Origin of the sequence: Amycolatopsis azurea DSM 43854, assembly GCF_001995215.1 — a bacterium.
Lineage (GTDB): Bacteria > Actinomycetota > Actinomycetes > Mycobacteriales > Pseudonocardiaceae > Amycolatopsis > Amycolatopsis azurea.
Genome location: NZ_MUXN01000001.1, coordinates 269,700 through 292,602 on the forward strand (window position 1 = coordinate 269,700; position 22,903 = coordinate 292,602).

Genomic DNA, 22,903 nt, shown 5'->3' on the forward strand with positions numbered 1-22,903 from the left:
TACGGCGCGGGTGCACCGGACGATCAGGACATAACCCGGTCGGGTGACGTCCAGAGAAGGCCGAAGGGGCCCTTCCCCGCTTTGGATGCGGTGAAGGGCCCCTTCGTGGCGCCTGATGAGGGAAAGTCCCCTTCAGCTCGCGTGGTGGTGGATCTCCCGCAGGTCCTTGGCCGGGAGCGCGACGCCCGCCGGCTCGATCTGCTCCAGCGGGAGCAGCGGCGCGAGCTCGGGGCGCTTCGGGGACAGGCCGTCGCCCATGGACTCGCCCTTGAGCTGACGCCGGATCCACGGCAGCAGATGCGCCTTCGTCCACTCGAGGTCGGAGCGGCGCGACGTGATCCAGGTACTCGGCTGCTCGGACGCCGGCCACGGCTCGCGCCAGTCGTCGGCGACCGGGACGCCGAGGACCTCGGCCGCGCGCAGCGCGATCCGCCGGTGGGCCTCGGGGGTGAAGTGCAGCCTGTCGTCGCTCCAGGCCCGGCGGTCGTGCAGCGGGGCCATCGCCCACATGTCGACCATCTTGGCGCCGTGCCGGTCGGCGATCGCCCACAGATGCGCGTTGTAGATGCCGACCTTCCCCCGAAGGACGTGCATCACGGACAGGTACTTGGTGTCCGGGCCGTTGAAGATCAGCACCGGGATCCCGGCCTCGCGCAGCTTGGCGACCCCCGCCTCCAGCCGCGCGGCGACGGCGTCCACGTCCGCGCCGGGCACGATGATGTCGTTCCCGCCCGCGCACAGCGTGACCAGGTCGGGCTTGACCGCGAGCGCGATGGGCAGCTGCTCTTCGAGGATCTCGTCGAGCATCTTCCCCCGGAGGGCGAGGTTCGCGTACTGGAAATCGGGCCTGCCTTCGGCCAGGATCTCCGCGAGCCTGTCCGCCCAGCCCCTGAAGGTGCCGTCGGGCAGATCATCGTTGAGCCCTTCGGTGAAGCTGTCACCGATCGCCACATAGCTGTCGAATCCGTACACGTTGGGTCCCCTTCCGTCCGTGTGCCCCCGGTTGGTACTTGTACACCACAACTAACAGCTGAGAGCGCCCCTGCAATCCCGCCTGACCGAAACCCGTGGTTCAGCCCGTTGACACAGTCTCTTATTTTGTCGGACGTCCATGCATCTCCATTACCCGGATGACACTCCTGGACTGCGGAGATTCACCTCAAGTAGGCGTGAAACGGACACGGTATGTGGCGAACGTCTCCCCGCCCGGGTGTCCGGGGTCATGGATCCGGCAGGCTGTAAGGGTGACCTCACGACCCCCGCGCGAGTCGCTCGCCCAGATCCTCGGCGGGCGGCGTGGCGCCATCGACGCGAGCATCCCGCCCGCGGCCTTCGTCCTCGGCTGGCTGATCGCCGGCCAGTCGATCGCCTGGGGGGCCGGTGTGGCCATCGGGGTGGCGGTGCTGCTCGGCGGGTTCCGGGTCGCGCGCGGCGACAAGGCCCGCGCGGTCGTGGTGAGCCTCGCCGCGGTGATCGCCGCCGCGCTGATCGCGCTGCACACCGGCCGCGCCGAGGACTTCTTCCTCATCCAGCTGCTGTCCAATGTGGCCAGCGCGCTGCTGTGGGCGGCCAGCATCGTGGTCCGGTGGCCGTTGCTCGGCGTCGTGGTCGGCCTCGTCATCGGGCAGAAGACCCGCTGGCGCCGCGATCCCGCGCTGCTGCGCGCGTATTCGCGGGCGAGCTGGGTGTGGGTCTTCCTGCAGTACACGCTGCGCGTGGTCGTGTACGGCTCGCTGTGGTGGAGCGGGCAGGTGGTCGCGCTCGGCGTCGCGCGGACGGTGCTCTCCTGGCCGCTGGTCGCCGTGACGGTCGCCGTGAGCGGCTGGGTGCTGTACCGCACGCTGCCCCCGGAACATCCCGGTCTGCGGGTCGTGGAGGAGAACGGGGACCCCTCGGATCCGGCGCCCGACGGGCTACCCAGGACATAAGGCGGCCCCCGGCGAGGGGGGAGGGTCCGGGGGCCGGGTCCTACGGTACCCGGAGTTCGGCCCCCGAGTCGATGGTTTGGGCTTTTAGGGCGCGTTTTTGGTGTTTTCCGCTGCGGACACCGGCCGTGGGGCCCCTTCTCCGTAGGCGTCGACGGCCGCGAGCCACGCTGCCCCGAGGACACCGTCGGTGCTGGTCAGGGCTTCGAGCCCGGAGAGTGCGGCGCGGACTTTCGCCCCGACCGGGCCCTCCGGCGACAACACGCTGCCCACCAGGACGATCGGCGTGGTCTCGCCGGGATCCCGCGCGGCCATGACGTTCGTCACCAGATGGGCCGCCGCGCGGGTGGTGATCCCGTCCGCCGCCGGGTCGCCCGCGCGGTCGGCCTCGCTGACGAGCGGGGCGAACCTGGCGAGCCGGATCGGCGCCTCGGAGTTGGCGCTCGTGATGAGCGCGCGCCACAGCGTGGCCCGAGGTGTGGCGCGGTCGCCCGAGTCCGCTGAGTCCACTGCGGACGGACCGAGCGCTTCGGCGAGCACGGCGCGCGCGAGCGGTCCGGGTTCGCCGCCGAGGCTCAGAACATCCAATGTGGAGCGAACGGCTTCGCGGCCCAGCCAGTACGCCGAACCTTCGTCACCCAGCAACCAGCCGTAGCCGCCCGCGGTGGAAACCATGCGCCGCCCCCGGACCCGCCCGGCGATCGACCCGGTGCCCGCCACGAGGACCGAACCGTCCGGCGCCGAAGTGGCCGACGCGTAGGCGACCTCGGCGTCGGGGACCGTCCGCACCGGACTGATCCCCAAGCCCTTCCAAGCGGTTTCGAAGATCTCCGCGATCGCCGGGTCGCTCAGCTTGCTGACCCCCGCCATGCCGACGACGCACGCCGCCGTCGCGGCCGGGTCCAGCCCGCCCAGCGCTTCGGTGATCGCGCTCGCGATCCGCGCCGCCGCTTCCGACGGCGGATGGGAGTTGGGGTTCGCCCCGCCCGCGCGCCCGGCGCCGAGCACGACGCCGGAGGCGTCGACCGCGATCGCTCGCGTCGACGTGCCTCCGGCGTCCACACCGATGACGTGGGTCACCGGGTCTTGGTCACCTTGAGCAGCCCGCGGGGGCTGTCCGGGTCACCGCCGCGCGCCAGCGAAAGGCCGAGCGCGATCCGCTGGATGGGCAGGATCTCCAGGATCGGCGCGACCTCTTCGGCGGACGGCGCGACACCGATCCGCAGCGCCGCGGGGACGTCGGCCGAAGCCGAGCCGACCGCGAGCACGTCCGCGCCGCGCTTGCCGACGGCCTCGAGGACCTCCTGCATCGCGCCGACGCCGTGTCCCTGGCTCGTCACGGCGAGCACCGCGGTCTCGCCGTCGACCGCCGCGACCGGGCCGTGCAACAGGTCCGCGCCGCTGTACGCGCGGGCCGCGAGGTAGCTGGTTTCGGCCAGTTTCAAAGAACCTTCCAGCGCCGAGGCGTAGGAGTAGCCGCGGCCGGTGGTGAGCACCCGGTCGACGAAGCGGTAGCGGTCCACCGCGCGCTGGACGCCTTCGTCCGCGCCGTCGAGGGTCTGCTGCGCGAGTTCGCCCAGCTTCTCCGCGTCCTCGCCCTTGCCGCCGCGGACCGCGTCGATCAGCAGGTAAAGGGAGAGCAAGGTGGCCGAGTACGTCTTCGTGGCGGCCACGGCCTTTTCCAGCCCCGCGCCGATGTCGACGCCGAGCTCGGCGGCGGCGCGCAGCGGCGATTCCGGGGTGTTGGTGACCGAGACGGTCAGCGCTCCCTGGCGACGCGCGGTTTCGGTGACCTCGATGAGATCCGGCGAACCGCCGCTTTGGCTTACTGTGATGAAGAGAACGTCCCGCAGATCGGGACGGGCGCCGTACAAAGTCGCGGTGGAGGGCGAGACGAGACCGCAGGGGAGACCGAGGAGTACTTCGATCAGGTACTTCGCATACAGGGCGGCGTGGTCGCTGGAGCCGCGGGCGGCGAGCAGTGCGAACCTGGGCGGGCGCTTGGAGATGGCTTCGGCCACCTCGGCGATTTCGGCCTGTCGCTCCACGATTCCTGCCAGAATGGCGGGTTGCTGGGAGATCTCCGCGGCCATGTGCTCGCCGGGGCGCTGTTCGGTCATCTCGTTCCCTTCCACCGGGACGTACTTCGTCCCCCGAGTAGGTCTAGACCAATGCTAGCCCGAATGGACGTTTGTGGTGAAGGGTACGTTTCCTAGCGGGGACGGTGCGCGTTCGAGTGGGAAGGCTTAGGGAGTCGGTCATGTTGGAGACAACCACCGCGAGTGAGGCGGGCGCTACGGCTGGGATGCGCGGTCAGCGCGAACCCAAGTACTGGGCGCTGAAACAGCATCTGCTCGATCTGCTCGACGCGTTGCCGCCCGGGTCGCCGATTCCGACGGAGCGGGCGCTCGCGGGAGAATTCACCGTTTCGCGCACCACGGTCCGCCAGGCGCTCGCCGACCTCACCGCCGAGGGCAGGCTCCACCGCGTGCAGGGCAAGGGCACCTTCGCCGCCGAGCCGAAACTCGCGCAGCGCCTCCAGCTGTCGTCCTACACCGAGGACATGCGCAAGCAGGGCCTCAAGCCGTCGTCCAAGCTCCTGGAGATCGACGAACTCCCGGTCGAAGCCGACCTGGCGAAACTTCTCGGAATCCGCGTCGGAGCGAAGATTCTTCGCCTTCGCCGTCTCCGGCTGGCCGATTCACAGCCGATGGCACTGGAGACCACGCACCTCCCGCTCGGCCGCTTCCGCGGTTTGCGCAAACACGTTTCCGCAGGTGGTTCGCTGTACGCCGTGCTGAGGGAGCACTACGGCGTCGAGCTGGAAAGGGCCGAGGAAACGATCGAGACCGCGCTCGCCGGACCGCACGAGGCGGAGATGCTCGGCGCCGACGTCGGAATGCCGATGTTGCTCCTTTCGAGGCATTCTTTCGCCACCGACGGAAAACCGGTCGAGTTCGCGCGCGCGATCTACCGGGGAGACCGTTACAAATTCGTCACTACGCTACTTCCCTGACGAGTCAGGTAATTCCGGGAAAGATCGCTTTCCCGGAAAACCCGCCGATTTCGCGGTGGCCCGGCACCGTCCGCCGTGCTTCAGTCGTCCCATGACTGACACGGCGGCGGGAATCCGCTGGGGGACGCCGGTGGCGCGCGGAGTGCTCGCGACGACCATCGTGGGCTCGGGCATGGCGATGCTCGACGGGACGATCGTCAACGTCGCGCTGCCGAGGATCGGCGAAGAACTCGGAGCGTCCGTCGCGGGCCTGCAATGGATCCTCGACGGCTACCTGCTCGCGCTCGCCGCGCTGATCCTCGTCGCCGGTTCGCTCGGCGACCGCTACGGCCGCCGCCGGATGTTCGTCGTCGGCGTCATCTGGTTCGGGGTCGCGTCCGGGCTGTGCGCCGCCGCGACGACGACCGAGATGCTCGTCGCGACCCGGATCCTCCAAGGGATCGGGGGAGCTTTGCTCACGCCCGGCTCGCTCGCCATCCTCCAAGCGTCCTTCGCCCACGACGACCGGGCCCGCGCGATCGGCGCGTGGTCCGGGCTCGGCGGGATCGCGGCGGCCATCGGCCCGCTGCTCGGCGGCGTCCTGGTGCAGGTGTGGTCCTGGCGCCTCGCGTTCCTGATCAACCTGCCGCTGGCCGCCGTCTGCGTCCTGCTGGCCCGCCGGTACGTGCCCGAGTCCCGCGACGAGGAGGCGACCGGGCATCCGGACTTCACCGCGGCCGCCGTCGGCGCGATCGGCCTCGCGGGGCTCACCGGCGCGCTCGTCGAGGCGCCCGGACGCGGCATCGGCGACGTCGTCGTCCTGGTGGCCATCGTGCTCGGCGTCGCGGGGCTGGGGGCGTTCCTGGTGATCCAGCACCGCTCGGCCGATCCGCTGGTGCCGCCGAAACTGTTCCGCGACCGGACGTTCAGCCTCGCCAACGCGCTGACCTTCGTCGTCTACGCGGCGCTCGGCGGCGTGATGATGCTGATGGTCATGCAACTCCAGGTGTCGCTGGGCTATTCGCCGACCGCGGCCGGGCTCGCCGGGCTGCCGATCACCGTCATCATGCTGCTGTTCTCCGGCCGGTCGGGCGCGCTCGCGCAGCGGATCGGGCCGCGCGCGCAACTGGTCGTGGGCCCGATCCTGGTCGGCGTCGGCATGCTTCTGCTGATGCGGGTCGGGCCGGGCTCGTCGTACCTCGGCTCGGTGCTGCCCGCGGTCGTCGTCTTCGGCGCCGGGCTGGCGACGGTCGTCGCGCCGGTGACCGCGACGGTGCTCGCCGCCGCGCCGGACCGGTACGCCGGCGTCGCCTCCGGGGTCAACAACGCCATCGCCCGGTCCGGCGGCCTGCTCGCGATCGCCGTGCTGCCCGCCGTCGCCGGGCTCTCCGGCGCCGCCTACACCGACCCGGTCGCGCTGACCGCGGGCTGGCGGACGGCGTTGCTGGTGTGCGCGGCGCTGGCGATCGGCGGCGGGCTGATCGCGCTCGGCATCCACAACGGTGTCCTCGACACGGCTGCTTCCCCCGAAGCCGAGGACGAGTCACCGCACCCGGGTGAATGCCTCCACTGCGGGGTCGACTCGCCACCGACGCACGTCCGCCCCGCCGGTCACGCGTGATCCGGCTTCAAGCACGCGAGTTACGGCTAACCCACCGGTTCAGGCCAGCAGGCCGGCCAGCGTCGCCGGGTCCATGTTCCCGCCCGAAACGACCGAAACGACCTTTCCCGGCGGCAGCGCGCCGCGGTGGGAGAGGAACGCGGCGGTCGCGGTGGCCCCGCTCGGTTCGGCGATCAGGCGGGCGCGGTGCGCCAGTGTCCGGACGGCGTCCCGGATCTCCTCCTCGGAGACCGTGATGACGTCGTCGAGCACCGCCTGAAGGTGGGCGAAGGTCAGGTCCGACGGCTGGGCGCGCAGGCCGTCCGCGCTGGTGCGGGCCCGCAGGTCCATCGGCCATTCGATCCGCCTGCCCGCGCGCAGGCCCTCGGCGGTGTCGGCCGCGAGTTCGGGCTCGACGCCGATGACCTTCGCGCCGGGGAGCAGCGCCTTGATCGCCGCGCCGACGCCCGAGGCCAGCCCGCCGCCGCTGAGCGGCACGAGCACGACACCGGCGTCCGGCAGGTCCTCGGCGATCTCCAGGCCGACGGTGCCCTGTCCGGCGATGACGTCGCGGTGGTCGAACGGCGGGATGAACGTGAGGCCCCGTTCTTCGGCGACGGCGAGCGCGGTGGACTCCTGGCGGTCGATCGGGACCTCGATGACCTCGGCGCCGAGCGCCTTGGTGGCTTCGACCTTGGCGCGCGGCGCGACGTCCGGGACGATGATCGTCGCGGGGATCCCGAAGCGCTTCGCCGAGTAGGCGACCGCTTGCGCGTGGTTGCCACTGGAGAACGCGCAGACGCCGCGAGCGCGCCGATCCTCGTCCAGCGCGGCGATCGCGTTGTAGGCGCCGCGCACCTTGAAAGCGCCGATCGGCTGAAGGCTTTCCGGTTTGAGCCACAACGGCGCCCAAGACTGTTCCAGTAACGGTGTGCGCACCGCGGCGCCTTTGACACGGCTCGCCGCGTCGCGGATCTCCTCGATCGAAACCAGGTCCATACGCCCGATTATGTCAAGGAGTTGTGAACCATGGACAGTCCTTTTTGGACAGACGGCGTGGCGCTCCTCACGTGCGGACAACGAAGGGAGCATCCCGCGCGCCTTATTCGTTAGGACTGGGTGAAGACCGACTAGCTTGCAGAACGGGATCATGACCAAGGAGACCTCCGAAAAGGACGCCGGGAAGACCGAAAAGACGGAGAAGCAGGGCAGGATCGTCCAGGTGACGGCGGCCGCGATGGCCGCGATCACCGCGGCGTTGCTGGGTTCCACGCTGGGTGTGGCGGGAACGGTGGCGGGCGCCGGGCTGGCGAGCGTGATCACCACGCTCGGCGGCGAGCTGTACCTGCGTTCGCTCCAGCGGACGAAGGACGCGGCGCTCAAGGCGGGGATGGTGCTGACCGTTCCCGGCCGCCGCAAGGTGCTCGACCCGTCGGAGCAGGAGACCGTCCGGCTCACCCCGGCGGAGGAGGAAGAGCCGTCCGGGCGGAAGTTCAAACCGCGCTGGGCGGTGATCGCCGGGGTCAGCGTGGTGGCGTTCGTGGTGGCGCTCGTCGCGATCACCGGTTTCGAGGGCGCGACCGGGAAGACCTTCGGCGGCGGGACCGGCACGACCCTCGGGAAGATCGTCGGCGGCGGGCAGGACCAGGAGCGGCAGGACAAGCACGACACCCCGCCCGCGACGTCTCCTTCGGAGACCCAGGGCGACCGGCCCGAGACGACGCCGTCGACCACGCCGACCCCCACGACGACGCCGACCGCGCCCACGACCACCCAGGCGCCCCCGACGACGCCGTCCACGACGCCTTCGACGTCTCAGGCGCCCTCGACGACCCCCTCGGCCCCGGCCCAGGCCTCCGGCACCCCGGCCCCCTGACCCCTCGTGAGTGGCGATTCGGGTTATTGAGGGGTAGGGCAAACGTGTCCTGCCGGGTGGCACGCGGGACTGTGTGGATTTCTGCGCGTCCAACGCACCAAAATCCACACAGTTGGAGTTGCTCCCAGGGGGCAACTCCACGTGACTGGCTGGACGACGCGCACTCGTCAGGGGAGGGCGGAGCGAAGCGTGCGAGCGGCCGCTTCGGGGTCTTCGGCCTCGGTGATCGCCCGGACGACGACGATCCGCGACGCGCCCGCGTCCAGTACCTCGGGCAGCCGACCGGCGTCGATCCCGCCGATCGCGAACCACGGTCGCGACGTGCCGAACGCCGCCGTCGAGCGCACCAGGTCGAGCCCGGGAGCCGATCGTCCCGGCTTCGTCGGCGTCGGCCAGCACGGGCCGGTGCAGAAGTAGTCCACGCCGGGTTCTTCGGCGGCGGCCTTGGCCTGTTCGGCCGAATGGGTGGATCGGCCGATCACCACGTCGTCGCCGAGGATCTCCCGCGCCAGCGGCACCGGGATGTCGTCCTGGCCCAGGTGCAGCACGTGCGCGCCGACGGCCAGCGCGACGTCCGCGCGGTCGTTCACCGCCAGCAGCTTGCCGTGCCTCTCGCACGCCTCCGCCAGCACTTCCAGCGCGGCGATCTCGTGTTTCGCCTCGATCGGGGCGCCGCCGGTCTTGTCCCGCAGCTGGATGATGTCGACGCCGCCCGCCAGCGCCGCGTCGGCGAACGCGGCGAGATCGCCGCGGGCGGACCGGGCGTCGGTGCAGAGGTACAGGCGGGCGTTCGCGAGCCGTGCGCGGATCCGCGGATCAGACAGGGTGGGCATGGCGGCGACGGTACCCGCGCGCTACGGTGGGGTGGTCCGCACGGGAGCCCGAGGACGGGCTGAGAGGGAGCCGAAACCGCTCCGACCGTGGAACCTGATCCGGGTCATGCCGGCGCAGGGAGCGTGATTGTCATGAGAGAACTTTCGGTTGTCGGCGGCGGGGTCATCGGCCTCTCCGTCGCTTGGCGCGCGGCCGCGCGCGGCCATCACGTCACCGTGTACGACCCCGAGCCGGGCCGCGGCGCGTCGTGGCTCGCGGGCGGGATGCTCGCGCCGGTCACCGAAGCCTGGCCCGGCGAGGAGGACGTCCTCACCCTCGGCGAGGCGTCGCTGCGGCGCTGGCCGGATTTCGCCCGTGACCTGGCCGAAGAGGGTGTCGACCCGGGTCTTTCGCCGCACGGCACGCTCGTCGTCGCGCTGGACAGCGCCGACTCGGGCAACCTCGAAATGCTCGCCGCGTACCTCGCCGAATTGGGCCGCGAGGTCGAGCGGCTGACCGGCCGTGAGGTCCGGCGCGCCGAACCCGGTCTCGCCGGGTCCGTCCGAAGTGGACTGCTGGTGCCCGGCGATCTGGCCGTGGACAACAGAAGGCTGCTGCGATCGCTCGAACACGCCTGCGGACGGCACGGCGTCGAGTTCCGCCGCGAGACCGTCACGGACCTCGACGGACTGGGTGACGTCGTCCTCGCCGCCGGCGCCTGGACCGGACGCCTGCATCCCGCGCTCGCGGACGCCGTCCGCCCGCTGAAAGGCGAGATCCTCCGCCTGCGGCCGCGCCGGGGCTGCCTGCCGTCGCCGACGAGGACCGTCCGCGCGATGGTCGAGGGCCGCCCGATCTACCTCGTCCCGCGTGACGACGGCGGGCTGGTGCTCGGCGCGACCCAGTACGAGGCCGGTTTCGACGAGACCGTCACCGTCCGGGGTGTCCGTGAGCTGCTCGAAGGCGCGGAGCGCGTCTTCCCGGGCATCACCGAGTACGAACTCGTCGAGACCGCCGCAGGGCTTCGCGCGGCGAGTGTCGACACGATGCCCTTCATCGGTGAGCTGGGCGGAGGCGTCTTCGCCGCTACGGGCCACCATCGCAACGGTCTCCTGATGGCCCCGGTCACCGCGGACGCCGCGGTCGCCTGGCTGGACGGCGGACCGTTGCCGGACGAGGTCGCGGCGGCCGCGCCGTCGCGGCGCAGCGAGGAGCGGGTGTGATGGAGATCCAGGTCAACGGCCAGTGGCGCGAGTTCCCCGACGGGACCACCGTCGAGGGCGTGCTCGAAGCGCTCGGCACGGCGACGAAGGGCGTCGCGGTCGCGGTGGACGGCGTCGTCGTCCGGCGCGGCGAATGGCCGGAAGCCGTGGTGCGCAAGGGCGCCAGCGTCGACATCCTCACCGCTGTGCAAGGAGGCTGAAAATGGACGGCGACCACCTCGTCATCGGCGAGCACAAGCTCTCATCGCGGCTGATCATCGGCACCGGGGGCGCGTCGAACCTCGCCGTACTGGAACGCGCGCTCGTCGCGTCGGGCACGGAGCTGACCACCGTCGCGATGCGCAAGGCCGACGCCGAAGGCGGTTCCGGCGTGCTCGAACTGCTTCGGCGGCTCGGCATCCGGCTGCTGCCCAACACGGCGGGCTGCCGGACGGCCGCCGAAGCGGTCCTCACCGCCCGGCTCGCTCGCGAAGCACTCGAAACCGACCTCATCAAGCTGGAGGTCCACGCGGACGACCGCACGCTGCTGCCGGACCCGTTCGAGACCGTCGAAGCGGCCGAAGAGCTCTCCGCGGACGGCTTCACCGTGCTCGCCTACACCAACGACGACCCGGTGCTGGCCCTTCGGCTGGAGGAGGCGGGTTGCGCGGCCGTGATGCCGCTCGGCGCGCCCATCGGCACCGGCCTCGGCATCCGGAACCCGCACAACATCGAGCTGATCGTGTCGCGCGCCGGGGTCCCGGTGATCCTCGACGCCGGTATCGGCACGGCGTCCGACGCGACGCTGGCGATGGAGCTCGGCTGCGACGCCGTCCTGCTCTCGACCGCCGTCACCAGGGCCGCGGATCCAGAGCGGATGGCGTCGGCGATGCGTGCCGCCGTCACCGCCGGACGGCTGGCCGCCGGCGCGGGCAGGATCCCCCAGCGGTTCTGGGCGCACGCTTCGAGTCCGCCTCGATAACCCTTTTGTACGGTTCACGGCCTTAACCGGGAGTACGCAGGGGGAGCCCGTATGGTTGACGGCACTCTCCGGCGGCGCACCCGTCGCCGTGTACCCAGAGGAGCCAGTGGTGACCACGTCAGCGGTCCAGGATGTTTCGGGCAGGTTGTTCCTGGCGGTGGGCCGATTGTCACGGTCACTGCGGCAGGCGGGCGTGCCCGGACCGGGCCACGGTGCGATCTCCGCGCTCGCGACGCTCGTGAACTACGGACAGCTCCGTCTGGGTGATCTCGCGGCGAAGGAAGGCGTCGCCGCGGCCACCATGTCGAGGATCGTCGCTTCGCTCGTCGAAGCGGGCTACGTCAGCCGTGAATCGGATCCGATCGACAGGCGTGCTTGGCTCGCGAAGGCCACCGAAGAGGGCGAGCGGCTGGTTTCCGGTGTCCGGTCGACGCGCGTCCGCGAACTGGGTACGCGCCTCGACCGGCTGACCCCGGAGCACCAGGCGGCGCTCGCGGCGGCTCTTCCCGCTCTCGAAGCGCTCATCGCGGACGAAGACCGCTAGGCGTTCTGGCGTAGCTCCGCGACCTCGGCACGAAGGGCGCGGAGCTCGTCCAGGATCTCCGTGTTCGCCTGAGCCTGGGCTTCTGTCTGCTTCGCCTCTTCCTCGCGGATGTCCTGGCGAAGCTCGTCCTCCATCCCGCTGACCACGACGGCGATGAAGAGGTTCAGCACCGCGAAGCTGGACACGAGGATGTAGACCACGAAGAACACCCATGCCAAGGGCGCTTCCTTCATGATCTCTTTCGCGATGTCCGGCCACGCTTCACCGGTCATCACCTGGAACAGCGTGAACAACGAGGTGCCGAGGTCGCCGAAGTTGTCCGGCGAGATCACGCCGAACAGCTTCGTCGCCATCACGCCCGCGACGAAGATGATCAGCGCGAGCAGCGCGGCGATCGACGCCATCCCGGGGATCGCCGTGAGCAGCCCGGAAACGACCTTCCGCATCGACGGCACGACGGAGATCAGCCGCAGCACGCGCAGGACCCGCAACGCCCGCAGGACCGCGAACGGGCCGGTCGTCGGGATCACCGCGATACCGATGACGAGCAGGTCGAAGATGTTCCACGGGTCACGGAAGAACTTCGTGCGGTAGGCGTACAGCTTCGCGCAGAGTTCGAGCACGAAGATCGTGAGCGCGATGTAGTCGACCGTGTGCAGGAGTCTCCCGTACTCCGCGAGCATTCTCGTCGACGTCTCAAGGCCGAGTGTGATGGCGTTGAAGACGATCACCGCGATGATGAAGTTCTGGAAGCGGCGGTCTTCGACGACCCTGGCCACCGTTTCGCGTCCGGTCACGGCACAGATCGTAACCGGACGGCTTCTCAATGCTCCGGCGCAAGCCGCCAAAACGCCGAAACCGGACCGACCTTCGCGCCCATGGGGTAGGCGTTTTCGACCGCGTGTGAGACGAACCACTTGCCGTAGCGGGCCGCTTCCACGACGGACATCCCCTTCGCGAGACCGGCCGTCAGCGCCGACGCCATGGTGTCCCCGGCGCCGTGCGTGTGCTGCGTCGCGTACCGCTCGCCCGGCAGTTCGACGAACGTGGAGCCGTCGAAGAGCACGTCCACGCATTCCGGGTCGGAGACGAGATGGCCGCTCTTCACGAGCACGTACTTCGGCCCGAGCCGGTGCAGGACGACCGCCGCCTGGTGCATCTGCTCGCGGGTGGTCACGGTCATGCCGGTCAGCAGGCGGACCTCGTCGAGGTTCGGCGTGAGGACGGTCGCGCGCGGCAGGAGCTCGTCGCGCAGCGCCACCAGGCCGGCCTCGTCGAACAGCGGATGCCCGTGCATCGACGCCGCGACCGGGTCGACCACGAACGGCACCTTGGCGTCGCGGCCGATCTCGGCCTTGTCACAGGCCGCGGCGACGGCGTGGATGATCTCGGCCGAGGCGAGCATGCCGGTCTTGGCCGCGTTGACGCCCATGTCGGCGGCGACGGCCTCGATCTGCCCGGCGACGATGGCCGCCGGGATGTCGGTGCGGTCGTGCACGCCGAGGGTGTTCTGGACGGTCACGGCGGTGACCGCGACCAGGCCGTGCACGCCACAGGTGAGGAACGTGCGCAGGTCCGCCTGGAGGCCGGCGGCGCCACCGGAGTCGGAGCCTGCGATGGTCAGCGCCGACGGCGGGCTCGGGTTCTCGCTCATGAGTTCATTTTCCCGACTGGTCCTTTTGGTTCAACAGGGGTTCGGCCGCACCCGATCACGGTGGCACAGTGTGTGAGCCAAGGCACTTCCCGCGTGCGAAAGGGCTCGGATGAAACTCGTCCCCGCGGTATCCCTCGTCGGCGTGATCTTGGCGGCTTCGCTGTCCGGAACGGTCGCGAACGCCGACGCCGCCAAGGTCTCCCACGTGACAACGGTCGGCGTCCACAACACCTACGAGACCGGTGCCTACGACTACCTGGCGCGCTCGCTGGACGCCGGTACCTCGCTGATCGAACTCGACGTCTGGCCGAACATCATCACTCGCGAGTGGAAAGTGAGTCACTCGAACCCGTTGGGGAACAACAACAACTGCGTCGCGGCGAGTACGCCGTCGCAGTTGTACTCCGGTGGGCGGAACAAGAACCTCGAACACTGCCTCGATGACATCCGCGTCTGGCTGGGCGCGCATCCGGACAGCAAACCGGTCACGCTCAAACTGGAGATGAAGACCGGGTTCGCCGACAACCGCGGCCTCGGCCCGGACGAACTCGACGCGTCCATCCGGGCACATCTGGGCAGTACGGTGTTCCGGCCGGCGGACCTGCTCGGCGGGTACGCGACGCTCGACGACGCGGCCAAAGCGGACAACTGGCCGTCCCTGGACGCGCTGCGGGGCAAGGTGATCATCGAGATCATCCCCGGCACGGTCGAAGAGGGAAATCCGACGGACACGCTCAAGACCGACGTCGAGTACGGGCGATATCTGCGGTCGCTCAAGGACGCGGGCCGCGTCGGCGAGGTGCAGATCTTCCCGACGGTGCACGGCGCGGCACCCGGCGACCCGCGCACGAAGTACGCCGACGCCGGGCTGCGGCCGTGGTTCGTGGTCTTCGACGGCGACGCCACCGCGTTCCTGACGCAGACCGGGCCCGGCTGGTACGACGACAACCACTACTACGTGGTGATGACCGACGCGCACAACGTCGCGCCGGCCATCGACTCCCGTGCCCCCACGGTGGACCAGGCGAGCGCGCGAGCGGCCCTGCTGGCGAAGAACCACGCTTCGGTGCTGACCTCGGATTGGACGGGGCTGACCACCGTGCTGCCGCAGGTACTTCCGCGCGGCTAGCTCCACGACCGCGTTTAGTCCTCTGGATGCGGTTCTTGCGTGTGCAACTACAGCATCCAGAGGACTAAACGCGTGGGGTCAGACGGTCAGGACGAGCTTCCCGGTGACACGGCCGCCTTCGCCGACTTCGTGCGCCTTGGCGACGTCCGCCAGCGGGAAGGTCTGCTCGACGTGGACGCGCAGTTCGCCCTTCTCGATCAGTTCGGTCAGCGCCAGCAGGCCGAGCTGATCGGGTTCGGCGAGCATCCCCGACGTCCGCACGCCGAGCGTTCCGGCCTTGGCGGCGACGGCCTCGCTCACGCCACCGGGGACCGCGATGAGCAGCCCGCCCGGCTTGACCGCGTCCAGCCAGCGCAGGTCGCTTTCCTCGCCGACCAGCCCGAACACGACGTCCACGCCGGACGCCGTCGCGGTCTCGTCGCGGTAGTCGATCGGCTCGTCGACGCCGAGTTCGCGGAGGAAGTCGTGCTTCCCGGCGCTCGCCGTGCCGAGGACGTACGCGCCGCGCGCCTTCGCCACCTGGACGGCGAGGTGCCCGACACCGCCCGCGGCCGCGTCGATCAGCACGCGCTGTCCTGGCCGGAGGTCGGCGATGTCCACCAGGCCCTGCCACGCGGTGAGCCCGGCGAGCGGCAGCCCGGCGGCCTGTTCGTGGCTCAGCCCGGCGGGTTTGCGCACGAACTGGCGGGCGGGCGCGGTCACGTATTCGCCGTAACCACCGGCCTGCCGGGGGAACCACGGGAAGCCGAGGACCTCGTCGCCGACGGTGAAGCGCGTCGTGCCGACGCCGAGTTCCTCCACGACCCCGGACACGTCCCAGCCGAGGACGAAGGGCGGCTCGCCCATGAACACGCCGTAGGCCCGGGTCTTCCAGTCGACCGGGTTGATCCCGGCGGCGCGCACCCGCACGAGCACCTCGGTCGGGCCGGGGGCCGGACGGTCGGTCTCGGTCACCTCCAGCACTTCAGGGCCACCAAGCCGCTGCTGGGTCACGACGCGCATCGAAAGCTCCTCCGTTGTTGGTGCTTTCCATGATCGGCCGCTTGGTCACTTCTCGCTAGAAGGCACTTAAAGGTAAACTAGGTACCTGATGGAAACTACCTGTGAAGTGCCGGAATCGCCGTGGGACATCTATCTGCGGAACTGTCCGTGCCGCGACGTCCTCGATCTGCTCGCCAACAAGTGGACCGCGCTGGTGCTCGGCGCGCTGTCCCGGCGGCCGCACCGGTTCGGTGAACTGCGCCGCGCGGTCGGCGGGATCAGCCAGAAGATGCTGACCCAGAACCTGCGCGCCCTCGAACGCGACGGCCTGGTCACGCGCACGGTCTTCCCGACCACGCCGCCGACCGTCGAGTACGCGCTGACCGAGCGCGGTTCGAGCGCGAGCACGCTGCTCATGGCGGTCAGTGAATGGTCGGTCGCCAACTTCGACGGGATCCTCGAATCCCGGAAGGGCTACGACTCGCGGGTGATGGAGCCCGTCGGCTGAAGTCCTTCACGGGGGCACGCGGACTTCATCGGGAAGACAGTTCGGCGCACTAACTTGACGAACAATTGGTTCGAACAAGTTATCTGGAGGCTTTCGTGCGCAGAACGCTTTCCCTCCTGTCGGCCTTGGTGGCCGTCGCCGGGCTGACGTCCGGTGTGGCCGCCGCGGCGGCCAAAACGCCGAAGGTGCTGGTCATCGGCCTGGACGGCGCCCGGTTCGACAAGCTGATGGCCGCCGACACCCCCAACGTCCACGCGCTGGTGCAGCGCGGCTATGCCTCGCGCAGTTCCCTGTACGGCAGCGGGATGGCGCCGACGGTCAGCGGCCCCGGCTGGTCCACGATCCTCACCGGCGTCTGGCCGGACAAGCACAAGGTGAAGGAGAACTCCTTCGCCGGCAACGACCTCGCCTCGCATCCGAGCTGGCTCGCCCGTGCCGAAACCGCGAACCCGGCGCTCGACACCTACGCGGCCGTCGACTGGACGCCGATCGGCGACAAGATCCTGCGCACCGGCCAGGACCGCAAGTTCGTCCAGAACGGTGACAGCGCGGGCTACGAGAAGACCGATGAGCAGGTCGCCGTCGACGCGGAGAAGCATCTCAAGCAGGACAAGGCCGACGCGTCTTTCGTCTACTTCGGACAGACAGACGAAGCCGGTCACGGCCATGGCGCGGATTCCGCCCAGTACGAAGCCTCGCTGCGGACCGACGACGCACTGATCGGCCGCCTGCTCGCCGCCGTCGACGCGCGCGCGAACCGCGCCGGTGAAGACTGGCTGATCATGATCTCCGCCGACCACGGCCACACGGCGTCCGGCGGTCACGGCGGCGACAGCCCCGAGGAGCGGATGACGTTCGTGATCGCCGCGGGCGGCGCCGTCCCGGCCGGAACCCCCGCCGTGGCACCGAAGATCGTCGACATCGCGCCGACGGTGCTGCGCCATCTGGGTGTCGCGGCCCCGGCGGTCTACGACGGCTACCCGCTCGGCGCCGCGCCCGCGGACGTCTTCGACACGGCAACTTTGAAGCCCCGGCAGGACGAAACCGGTGTCCCGGCGGGAGTCCTCGGCTGGACGCACGACGCACCGGGCGGCTGGACCGTGCGCAACGCCGCCGGGATGCCCGCGGGCGTGACGGAGTGGCAGGGCTGGGCCTTCACGACCGACGACTTCTGGACCCGCACCGCCCCCGGCCAGCAGCGTGAGGCGAACGCGCGGGCCCGTGGCGTCTTCGCGGTCGCGGACCCGGACGAGTGGGACGACAAGGGCTCACCCTCGTCGCGCGGTACCTTCGATTCCTCGCTTGTCTCACCGGGTCTCGACGTCTCCGGTAAGTCCACTGTGGACGTCTCGTTCGTGTCGCACTACCGGCAGGAGGGGACGCAGCGGGGTGCGCTGACGGCGTCGTTCGACGGCGGGCCGGAGCAGAACGTGCTGGCCTACGGGCCGGAATCGGGGACGGCCAACAAGGGCGGTGACGTGCTTTCGGTACCGACGTCGGCTTCGGTGAAGGTACCCGCGGGGGCTCGTTCGGTGAAGCTGACCTGGCGGCTCTACGCGGCGGGCAACAACTGGTACTGGGCGGTGGACGCTCCCCGCCTCACCACCCGCTGACCCGGCACTGGAGTGGTCCGTGAAGGCCTCCTTGAGGGACTCTGGGTCCCTCAAGGAGGCCTTCACGGACTTACGACAGTCGCCAGAAGGGCGAAACCGGGCCAACGCCCGCGCCCAGCGGATAAGACTCGGCCACGCACCGCTCGATGAACCGTTTCCCCTCGGCGACCGCCGTCGGCACGTCGGCCCCCTTCGCCAGCGAAGACGTGATCGCCGAAGCCATCGTGTCCCCGCCGCCGTGCGTGTTCCGCGTGTCGAACCGCGGCCCGCTCAGCTCCACCCAGGAACCGCCGTCGGACAACAGGTCCACGCAATCCTGAGTCGCGTCGAGATGCCCGCCCTTCACCAGCACCCACTCCGAACCGAACTCCAGCAGCGCTTCCGCCGCCTCCCGCTGGGTCGCGGGCCCGGTCACCTCGACGCCGGTCAGCAGTCGAACCTCGTCGAGGTTCGGCGTGATCAGCGTGGCGCGCGGGAACAACTCGGTGCGGATCGCCTCCAGCGCCTCCTCGCGCAGCAGCGCGTGCCCGGTCATCGACGCGGCGACGGGGTCCACGACGAACGGCGTACCCGACGAACGTCCGATGTGGACCTCGTCGAGCGTCTTGGCGACGGCGTTGATGATCTCGGCCGTCGCGAGCATCCCGGTCTTCGCCGCGTCGACGCCCATGTCCCCGGCGACGGCCTTGATCTGGCCGGTGACGACGTCGACCGGGATCTCGCTGAAACCCTGCACGCCCAGCGAGTTCTGCACGGTGACCGCGGTGAGCGCGACCATCCCGTGCACCCCGTTGGCGAAGAAGGTCCGCAGATCGGCCTGGATGCCCGCACCACCGCCGGAATCCGATCCGGCGATGGTGAGGGCGGTCCGGGGCGTTTCGGTCACGGATTGACCACCGGCAGGTACACCTTGTTGCCCTGCTCGGCGAACTCGGTCGACTTCTCCGACATGCCCGCCTCGATCGCCTCCACAGTGGACAGTCCGTGTTCCTCGGCGTACTTGCGGACGTCCTGGGTGATGCGCATCGAGCAGAACTTCGGCCCGCACATCGAGCAGAAGTGCGCCGTCTTCGCCGGTTCCGCGGGCAGGGTCTCGTCGTGGTACGCGCGGGCGGTGTCCGGGTCCAGCGACAGGTTGAACTGGTCGTTCCAGCGGAACTCGAAGCGGGCCTTGGAAAGCTCGTCGTCCCACTCCTGCGCGTACTGGTGCCCCTTGGCGAGGTCGGCGGCGTGCGCGGCGATCTTGTAGGTGATGACGCCGGTCTTGACGTCGTCGCGGTTCGGCAGGCCCAGGTGCTCCTTCGGCGTGACGTAGCACAGCATCGCCGTGCCGTACCAGCCGATCTGCGCCGCGCCGATGGCCGAGGTGATGTGGTCGTACGCCGGCGCGATGTCGGTCGCGAGCGGGCCGAGGGTGTAGAACGGCGCCTCGCCGGTCAGCTTCTCCTCGAGTTCGACGTTCTCCTTGATCTTGTGCATCGGCACGTGGCCGGGGCCCTCGATCATCACCTGGACGTCGTGCTCGCGGGCGATGTGCGTGAGCTCGCCGAGCGTCTCCAGTTCGGCGAACTGCGCGCGGTCGTTCGCGTCGGCGATCGAGCCGGGGCGCAGGCCGTCACCGAGGGAGAACGTGACGTCGTACTCGCGCAGGATCTCGCAGAGTTCCGCGAAATTGGTGTACAGGAAGGATTCCTTGTGGTGCGCGAGGCACCACGCCGCCATGATCGAGCCGCCGCGCGAGACGATGCCGGTGACCCGGCGCGCGGTCAGCGGGATGTAGCGCAGCAGCACCCCGGCGTGCACGGTGACGTAGTCGACACCCTGTTCGCACTGCTCGATGATCGTGTCGCGGTAGACCTCCCACGACAGCTTTTCCGGCTCCCCGTTGACCTTTTCCAGCGCCTGGTAGATCGGCACGGTGCCGACCGGGACCGGCGAGTTGCGGATGATCCACTCGCGTGTCTCGTGGATCCGCTTGCCGGTGGAGAGGTCCATGATCGTGTCGGCGCCCCAGCGGGTGGCCCACACCATCTTGTCGACCTCTTCCTCCACCGAGGACCAGACGGCCGAGTTGCCCATGTTGGCGTTGATCTTCACCAGGAAGTTCTTGCCGATGATCATCGGCTCGGTCTCCGGGTGCCTGCGGTTGGCGGGGATCACCGCGCGACCGCGCGCGACCTCGTCCCGCACGAATTCCGGCGAGCAGCGCTCGCGTGCCGCGACGTACTCCATCTCGCGGGTGATGACGCCCTGTTTCGCCCAGCCCAGCTGGGTGTTGTGCTCACGACCGTCGGCCCAGCCGGCGCGCAGCCGGTGCAGTCCACTGTGGACGTCGATCTGCGCGTCGTCGTCGGTGTACGGGCCGGAAGTGTCGTAAACGTCGAAATGCTCGCCGTTCGAAAGATCGATCCGCCTCGCGGGGACCCGGAGACCGGATTCCGTCCGGTGGTAGACCTTCCGCGAACCGGTGATCGGTCCGGTGGTGACGGTCGGCGTGATGGCAGACTCGTTCTCAAGAGTCGTCAACGACGTTCACTCCCTACGCCGGCATTACCCGGTCAGGTTCATGCGGTCGGCGGCGCCGGGTCTTCTGGAAAGACACCAGCCGCCCTCTCAGCCCGCCATGGCGCGAGCTCCCGCGGTTGTTTGGTTGTGCCCCGACCATGCCACGCCGGGGCCGCCGCAATCAACCCGCCCTGAGGTGAACCACCTGGAGACAAGTCGACAGCGTTAGCGGTTCACCGGTTTGGAGCATGTGCGAGCGGGGGATTCACGACAGAATCCCGGAGGTTCTGCACCGTTACAGAAGTCTGGGGTGAAGATGCGAAAACTCATGCTCCCGGCACTGGCAGGAGTGCTGATCGCGGGGCTGGTCCCGGCGGTGGCCGCGGCCCAGGGCGGTGAGGCGCCCGGTGCGCCCGGCGCCCATCCGAGCTGGCTCCCGGCGGACAAGACCGGCTTCGGCACCGCCCGCGAAAGGGCGAGCAACGTCTGGTTCACGCTCCAAAGCGGCCGGATGTCCGAGGTCTACTACCCGGATCTGTCGACGCCGAGCGTCCGGGCGCTCGACCTCGTCGTCACGGACGGGAAGAGCTTCGCCACCGTCGATTCGTCGGCGAAGGCGCAGCAGGTGCGCCGCGCCGAAGGCCTCACCTACGAGCAGACGATCACCGACGACCAGCGCCGCTGGAAGCTCCGCAAGACCTACGTCACCGACCCGGCGCGCGCGAGTGTGCTGATCGACGTCGACTTCGTATCGCTGACCGGCCGCCCGTACCAGGTGTACGCGGTCGCGGATCCCGATCTCACCAACGAGGGTTCCGACGATTCCGCGCGCACCGACGGCACGAGCGCGGTGTCCTCCGACGCGAAGACGGCGGCCGCGCTGACCGCGGAACCGGCGTTCTCACGGACTTCCGTGGGCTACTCGGGTTCCTCCGACGGCCTCACCCAGCTGACGAAATCCTTCACGCTCAAGGATTACGCGACCGCGGCCAAGGGCAACGTGCTGATCACCGGGCAGACCTCCGCCGACGGTGTGCGCTCGCGGGACTTCACACTTTCGCTCGGCATGGGCCCGAAGGACTCCGGCGCGCTCACGAACGCGAAAGCCTCGCTGCGACGCGGATTCGCCGACGTCGCCCGCGCGTACGACCGCGGTTGGAAGCAGTACCTCCGTCAGGTGAAGGACGCGCCGTCGTCGCTCAAGACCAAGCAGGAACGGGACCTCTACCAGGCGTCCGTGCTCATGCTCGCGGCGAGCGAGGACAAGATCCACCGGGGTGCGCTCATCGCGTCGCCGAGCATGCCGTGGCGGTTCGGGAACAACGACCCGGAATGGTCGCCGTCGGGTACGTATCACCTGGTCTGGCCGCGTGATCTCTATCAGATCGCGACCGGCCTGCTCGCCGCCGGCGATCGCGACGCCGCCGACCGGTCGGTCGACTACATGTTCGGCACGCAGCAGCTGCCGGACGGGCATCTGCCGCAGAACAGCCACGTCGACGGCACGCCGTACTGGACGTCCATCCAGCTCGACGAGACCGCGCTGCCGATCGTGCTCGCGCAGCAGCTCGGCCGCACCGATGGCAAAACCTGGCAGGGTGTGCGCAAGGCCGCGGAATTCCTGTTGTCCTACAAGGCGGAAAACGGGCACTCGTCGCCGTACAGCCAGCAGGAACGCTGGGAGGAACAGGACGGCTACTCGCCCTCGACGATCGCGGCCGTCATCGCCGGGCTGGTCTGCGCGGCGGATCTCGCCGAGGCGAACGGCGCCGCCGCCGACGCGAAGCGCTACCTCGACACCGCCGACGCGTTTAAAGCGCGACTCGCCCGCTGGACGGTGACCACGAACGGTCCGCTGTCGAAGGATCCGTACTTCGTCCGGCTGACCAAGGACGGCGACGCGAACAACGGCACGAAGTACAACCTCGGCAATTCCAGCGTGACCATGGACCAGCGTGCCGTGACCGACGCCGGTTTCCTCGAACTGGTGCGGCTGGGTATCTACCGGGCCGACGATCCGGTGATCAGGAACAGCATCAAGGTCACCGACGCCGACATCGCGTTCACCACTCCGACGGGGCAGTTCTGGCACCGCTACACGAAGGACGGGTACGGCGAGAAGGCCGACGGCTCACCCTGGGACTACACGTTCCCGGCCGAAAGCCGGACCACTTACGGGCGACTGTGGCCGCTGCTCGCGGGTGAACGCGGCGAGTACGACCTGGCCGCCGGTGACCGGGGTACGGCCGCGAAGCGGCTTCGCGACCTGGGTCGCGTCAGCAGCTCCGGGGACACCATGCCGGAGCAGGTCTGGGACGAGAACGCGCCTTCGGGGCAGACGGGCTTCCCTGCGGGCACTCCGACGGCGTCCGCGACACCGCTGGCCTGGACGCACGCCCAGTACCTGCGGCTGGCCTGGTCGGTGGAGGCCGGGAAGGTGATCGAGCAGCCCCGGGTGGTGAGGTGTCACTTCTTGGGCTGCTAGGCGTTTGCCTCGTGTCCTCTGGCGGGGGCTGAAGGGGCCCTTCGCCGCATGTCATGAGGTGAAGGGGCCCTTCACCGCGTCAGATGAGGTG

The 22,903-nt window shown here is 69.5% G+C and carries 22 protein-coding genes and 1 riboswitch; of the genes, 12 read left to right on the top strand and 10 right to left on the bottom strand.

Features of this window, described 5'->3' with window-relative positions:
* Positions 1-132: 132 nt before the first annotated feature.
* On the bottom strand, positions 133-972 hold the full coding sequence (locus B0293_RS01300) for an SGNH/GDSL hydrolase family protein (RefSeq protein WP_005160505.1): 840 nt from the start codon (positions 970-972) through the stop codon (positions 133-135).
* A gap of 272 nt (positions 973-1,244) precedes the next feature.
* On the opposite strand from B0293_RS01300, the gene B0293_RS01305 reads away from it, so the two are divergent.
* On the top strand, positions 1,245-1,928 hold the full coding sequence (locus B0293_RS01305) for a DUF3159 domain-containing protein (protein WP_005160508.1): 684 nt from the start codon (positions 1,245-1,247) through the stop codon (positions 1,926-1,928).
* Between the two features lie 84 nt (positions 1,929-2,012).
* On the opposite strand, the gene B0293_RS01310 is transcribed toward B0293_RS01305, so the two are convergent.
* Complete coding sequence (locus tag B0293_RS01310; protein ID WP_005160510.1) at positions 2,013-3,005, bottom strand: N-acetylglucosamine kinase; 993 nt, start codon at positions 3,003-3,005, stop codon at positions 2,013-2,015.
* Positions 3,002-4,045 (bottom strand): SIS domain-containing protein, encoded by a 1,044-nt coding sequence (locus B0293_RS01315; protein WP_039918896.1) that lies wholly within the window; start codon positions 4,043-4,045, stop codon positions 3,002-3,004. The genes B0293_RS01310 and B0293_RS01315 overlap by 4 nt, the downstream gene beginning before the upstream one ends.
* Before the next feature lie 140 nt (positions 4,046-4,185).
* Between B0293_RS01315 and B0293_RS01320 the strand changes: the two genes are divergently transcribed.
* Together B0293_RS01320 and B0293_RS01325 are read left to right on the top strand one after the other, a co-directional pair.
* On the top strand, positions 4,186-4,941 hold the full coding sequence (locus B0293_RS01320; protein ID WP_005160527.1) for a GntR family transcriptional regulator: 756 nt from the start codon (positions 4,186-4,188) through the stop codon (positions 4,939-4,941).
* Between the two features lie 91 nt (positions 4,942-5,032).
* Complete coding sequence (locus B0293_RS01325) at positions 5,033-6,541, top strand: MFS transporter (protein ID WP_039918894.1); 1,509 nt, start codon at positions 5,033-5,035, stop codon at positions 6,539-6,541.
* Between the two features lie 39 nt (positions 6,542-6,580).
* On the opposite strand, the gene B0293_RS01330 is transcribed toward B0293_RS01325, so the two are convergent.
* Positions 6,581-7,519 carry a threonine ammonia-lyase gene (locus B0293_RS01330; protein ID WP_005160544.1) on the bottom strand — a complete coding sequence of 313 codons (939 nt, stop codon included), beginning with the start codon at positions 7,517-7,519 and terminating at the stop codon, positions 6,581-6,583.
* A 151-nt stretch (positions 7,520-7,670) separates the two neighbouring features.
* Between B0293_RS01330 and B0293_RS01335 the strand changes: the two genes are divergently transcribed.
* Positions 7,671-8,396 carry a hypothetical protein gene (locus B0293_RS01335; RefSeq protein WP_039918897.1) on the top strand — a complete coding sequence of 242 codons (726 nt, stop codon included), beginning with the start codon at positions 7,671-7,673 and terminating at the stop codon, positions 8,394-8,396.
* Positions 8,397-8,563: 167 nt separating this feature from the next.
* On the opposite strand, the gene thiE is transcribed toward B0293_RS01335, so the two are convergent.
* Entirely contained in the window at positions 8,564-9,229 is a 666-nt protein-coding gene (thiE, locus tag B0293_RS01340; protein ID WP_005160546.1) for a thiamine phosphate synthase, read from the bottom strand.
* A gap of 30 nt (positions 9,230-9,259) precedes the next feature.
* A riboswitch (TPP riboswitch) is annotated at positions 9,260-9,367 on the top strand.
* Here thiE and thiO point away from each other — a divergent pair.
* The 4 genes from thiO to B0293_RS01360 all read left to right on the top strand — a co-directional run bounded on the left by thiO (position 9,362) and on the right by B0293_RS01360 (position 11,937).
* Positions 9,362-10,432 carry a glycine oxidase ThiO gene (gene thiO / locus B0293_RS01345; RefSeq protein WP_005160547.1) on the top strand — a complete coding sequence of 357 codons (1,071 nt, stop codon included), beginning with the start codon at positions 9,362-9,364 and terminating at the stop codon, positions 10,430-10,432. It overlaps the preceding riboswitch by 6 nt.
* The gene (gene thiS, locus B0293_RS01350) at positions 10,432-10,632 is read left to right on the top strand and encodes a sulfur carrier protein ThiS (RefSeq protein ID WP_005160548.1); all 201 of its coding nucleotides are present in this window, start codon (positions 10,432-10,434) and stop codon (positions 10,630-10,632) included. The genes thiO and thiS overlap by 1 nt, the downstream gene beginning before the upstream one ends.
* Before the next feature lie 2 nt (positions 10,633-10,634).
* A complete protein-coding gene (gene thiG / locus B0293_RS01355) occupies positions 10,635-11,393 on the top strand; it encodes a thiazole synthase (protein WP_005160549.1) in 759 nt (252 codons plus the stop codon).
* A 109-nt stretch (positions 11,394-11,502) separates the two neighbouring features.
* On the top strand, positions 11,503-11,937 hold the full coding sequence (locus B0293_RS01360; protein WP_005160550.1) for a MarR family winged helix-turn-helix transcriptional regulator: 435 nt from the start codon (positions 11,503-11,505) through the stop codon (positions 11,935-11,937).
* On the opposite strand, the gene B0293_RS01365 is transcribed toward B0293_RS01360, so the two are convergent.
* Together B0293_RS01365 and thiD (B0293_RS01370) are read right to left on the bottom strand one after the other, a co-directional pair.
* Positions 11,934-12,734 carry an ion transporter gene (locus B0293_RS01365; RefSeq protein ID WP_005160554.1) on the bottom strand — a complete coding sequence of 267 codons (801 nt, stop codon included), beginning with the start codon at positions 12,732-12,734 and terminating at the stop codon, positions 11,934-11,936. The genes B0293_RS01360 and B0293_RS01365 overlap by 4 nt on opposite strands.
* Before the next feature lie 26 nt (positions 12,735-12,760).
* On the bottom strand, positions 12,761-13,591 hold the full coding sequence (gene thiD / locus B0293_RS01370; RefSeq protein WP_005160557.1) for a bifunctional hydroxymethylpyrimidine kinase/phosphomethylpyrimidine kinase: 831 nt from the start codon (positions 13,589-13,591) through the stop codon (positions 12,761-12,763).
* 109 nt (positions 13,592-13,700) lie between these two features.
* On the opposite strand from thiD (B0293_RS01370), the gene B0293_RS01375 reads away from it, so the two are divergent.
* Positions 13,701-14,720: a phosphatidylinositol-specific phospholipase C domain-containing protein gene (locus tag B0293_RS01375; RefSeq protein ID WP_005160559.1), complete on the top strand. Its 1,020-nt coding sequence runs from the start codon at positions 13,701-13,703 to the stop codon at positions 14,718-14,720.
* Between the two features lie 78 nt (positions 14,721-14,798).
* Here B0293_RS01375 and B0293_RS01380 read toward each other — a convergent pair whose 3' ends face one another.
* A complete protein-coding gene (locus B0293_RS01380) occupies positions 14,799-15,722 on the bottom strand; it encodes an NADP-dependent oxidoreductase (protein WP_005160562.1) in 924 nt (307 codons plus the stop codon).
* 88 nt (positions 15,723-15,810) lie between these two features.
* Here B0293_RS01380 and B0293_RS01385 point away from each other — a divergent pair, with 88 nt between their 5' ends.
* The gene (locus B0293_RS01385) at positions 15,811-16,209 is read left to right on the top strand and encodes a winged helix-turn-helix transcriptional regulator (protein WP_209437309.1); all 399 of its coding nucleotides are present in this window, start codon (positions 15,811-15,813) and stop codon (positions 16,207-16,209) included.
* Positions 16,210-16,304: 95 nt separating this feature from the next.
* Entirely contained in the window at positions 16,305-17,822 is a 1,518-nt protein-coding gene (locus tag B0293_RS01390) for an alkaline phosphatase family protein (RefSeq protein WP_005160567.1), read from the top strand.
* A gap of 70 nt (positions 17,823-17,892) precedes the next feature.
* Here B0293_RS01390 and thiD (B0293_RS01395) read toward each other — a convergent pair whose 3' ends face one another.
* Positions 17,893-18,708, bottom strand: a complete 816-nt coding sequence (gene thiD / locus B0293_RS01395) for a bifunctional hydroxymethylpyrimidine kinase/phosphomethylpyrimidine kinase (protein ID WP_005160569.1) — start codon at positions 18,706-18,708, stop codon at positions 17,893-17,895.
* Positions 18,705-20,348 carry a phosphomethylpyrimidine synthase ThiC gene (gene thiC, locus B0293_RS01400; RefSeq protein ID WP_005160571.1) on the bottom strand — a complete coding sequence of 548 codons (1,644 nt, stop codon included), beginning with the start codon at positions 20,346-20,348 and terminating at the stop codon, positions 18,705-18,707. Before thiC ends, thiD (B0293_RS01395) begins: the two co-directional genes overlap by 4 nt.
* 295 nt (positions 20,349-20,643) lie before the next feature.
* Between thiC and B0293_RS01405 the strand changes: the two genes are divergently transcribed.
* On the top strand, positions 20,644-22,812 hold the full coding sequence (locus B0293_RS01405) for a glycoside hydrolase family 15 protein (protein WP_005160572.1): 2,169 nt from the start codon (positions 20,644-20,646) through the stop codon (positions 22,810-22,812).
* Positions 22,813-22,903 lie beyond the last annotated feature (91 nt).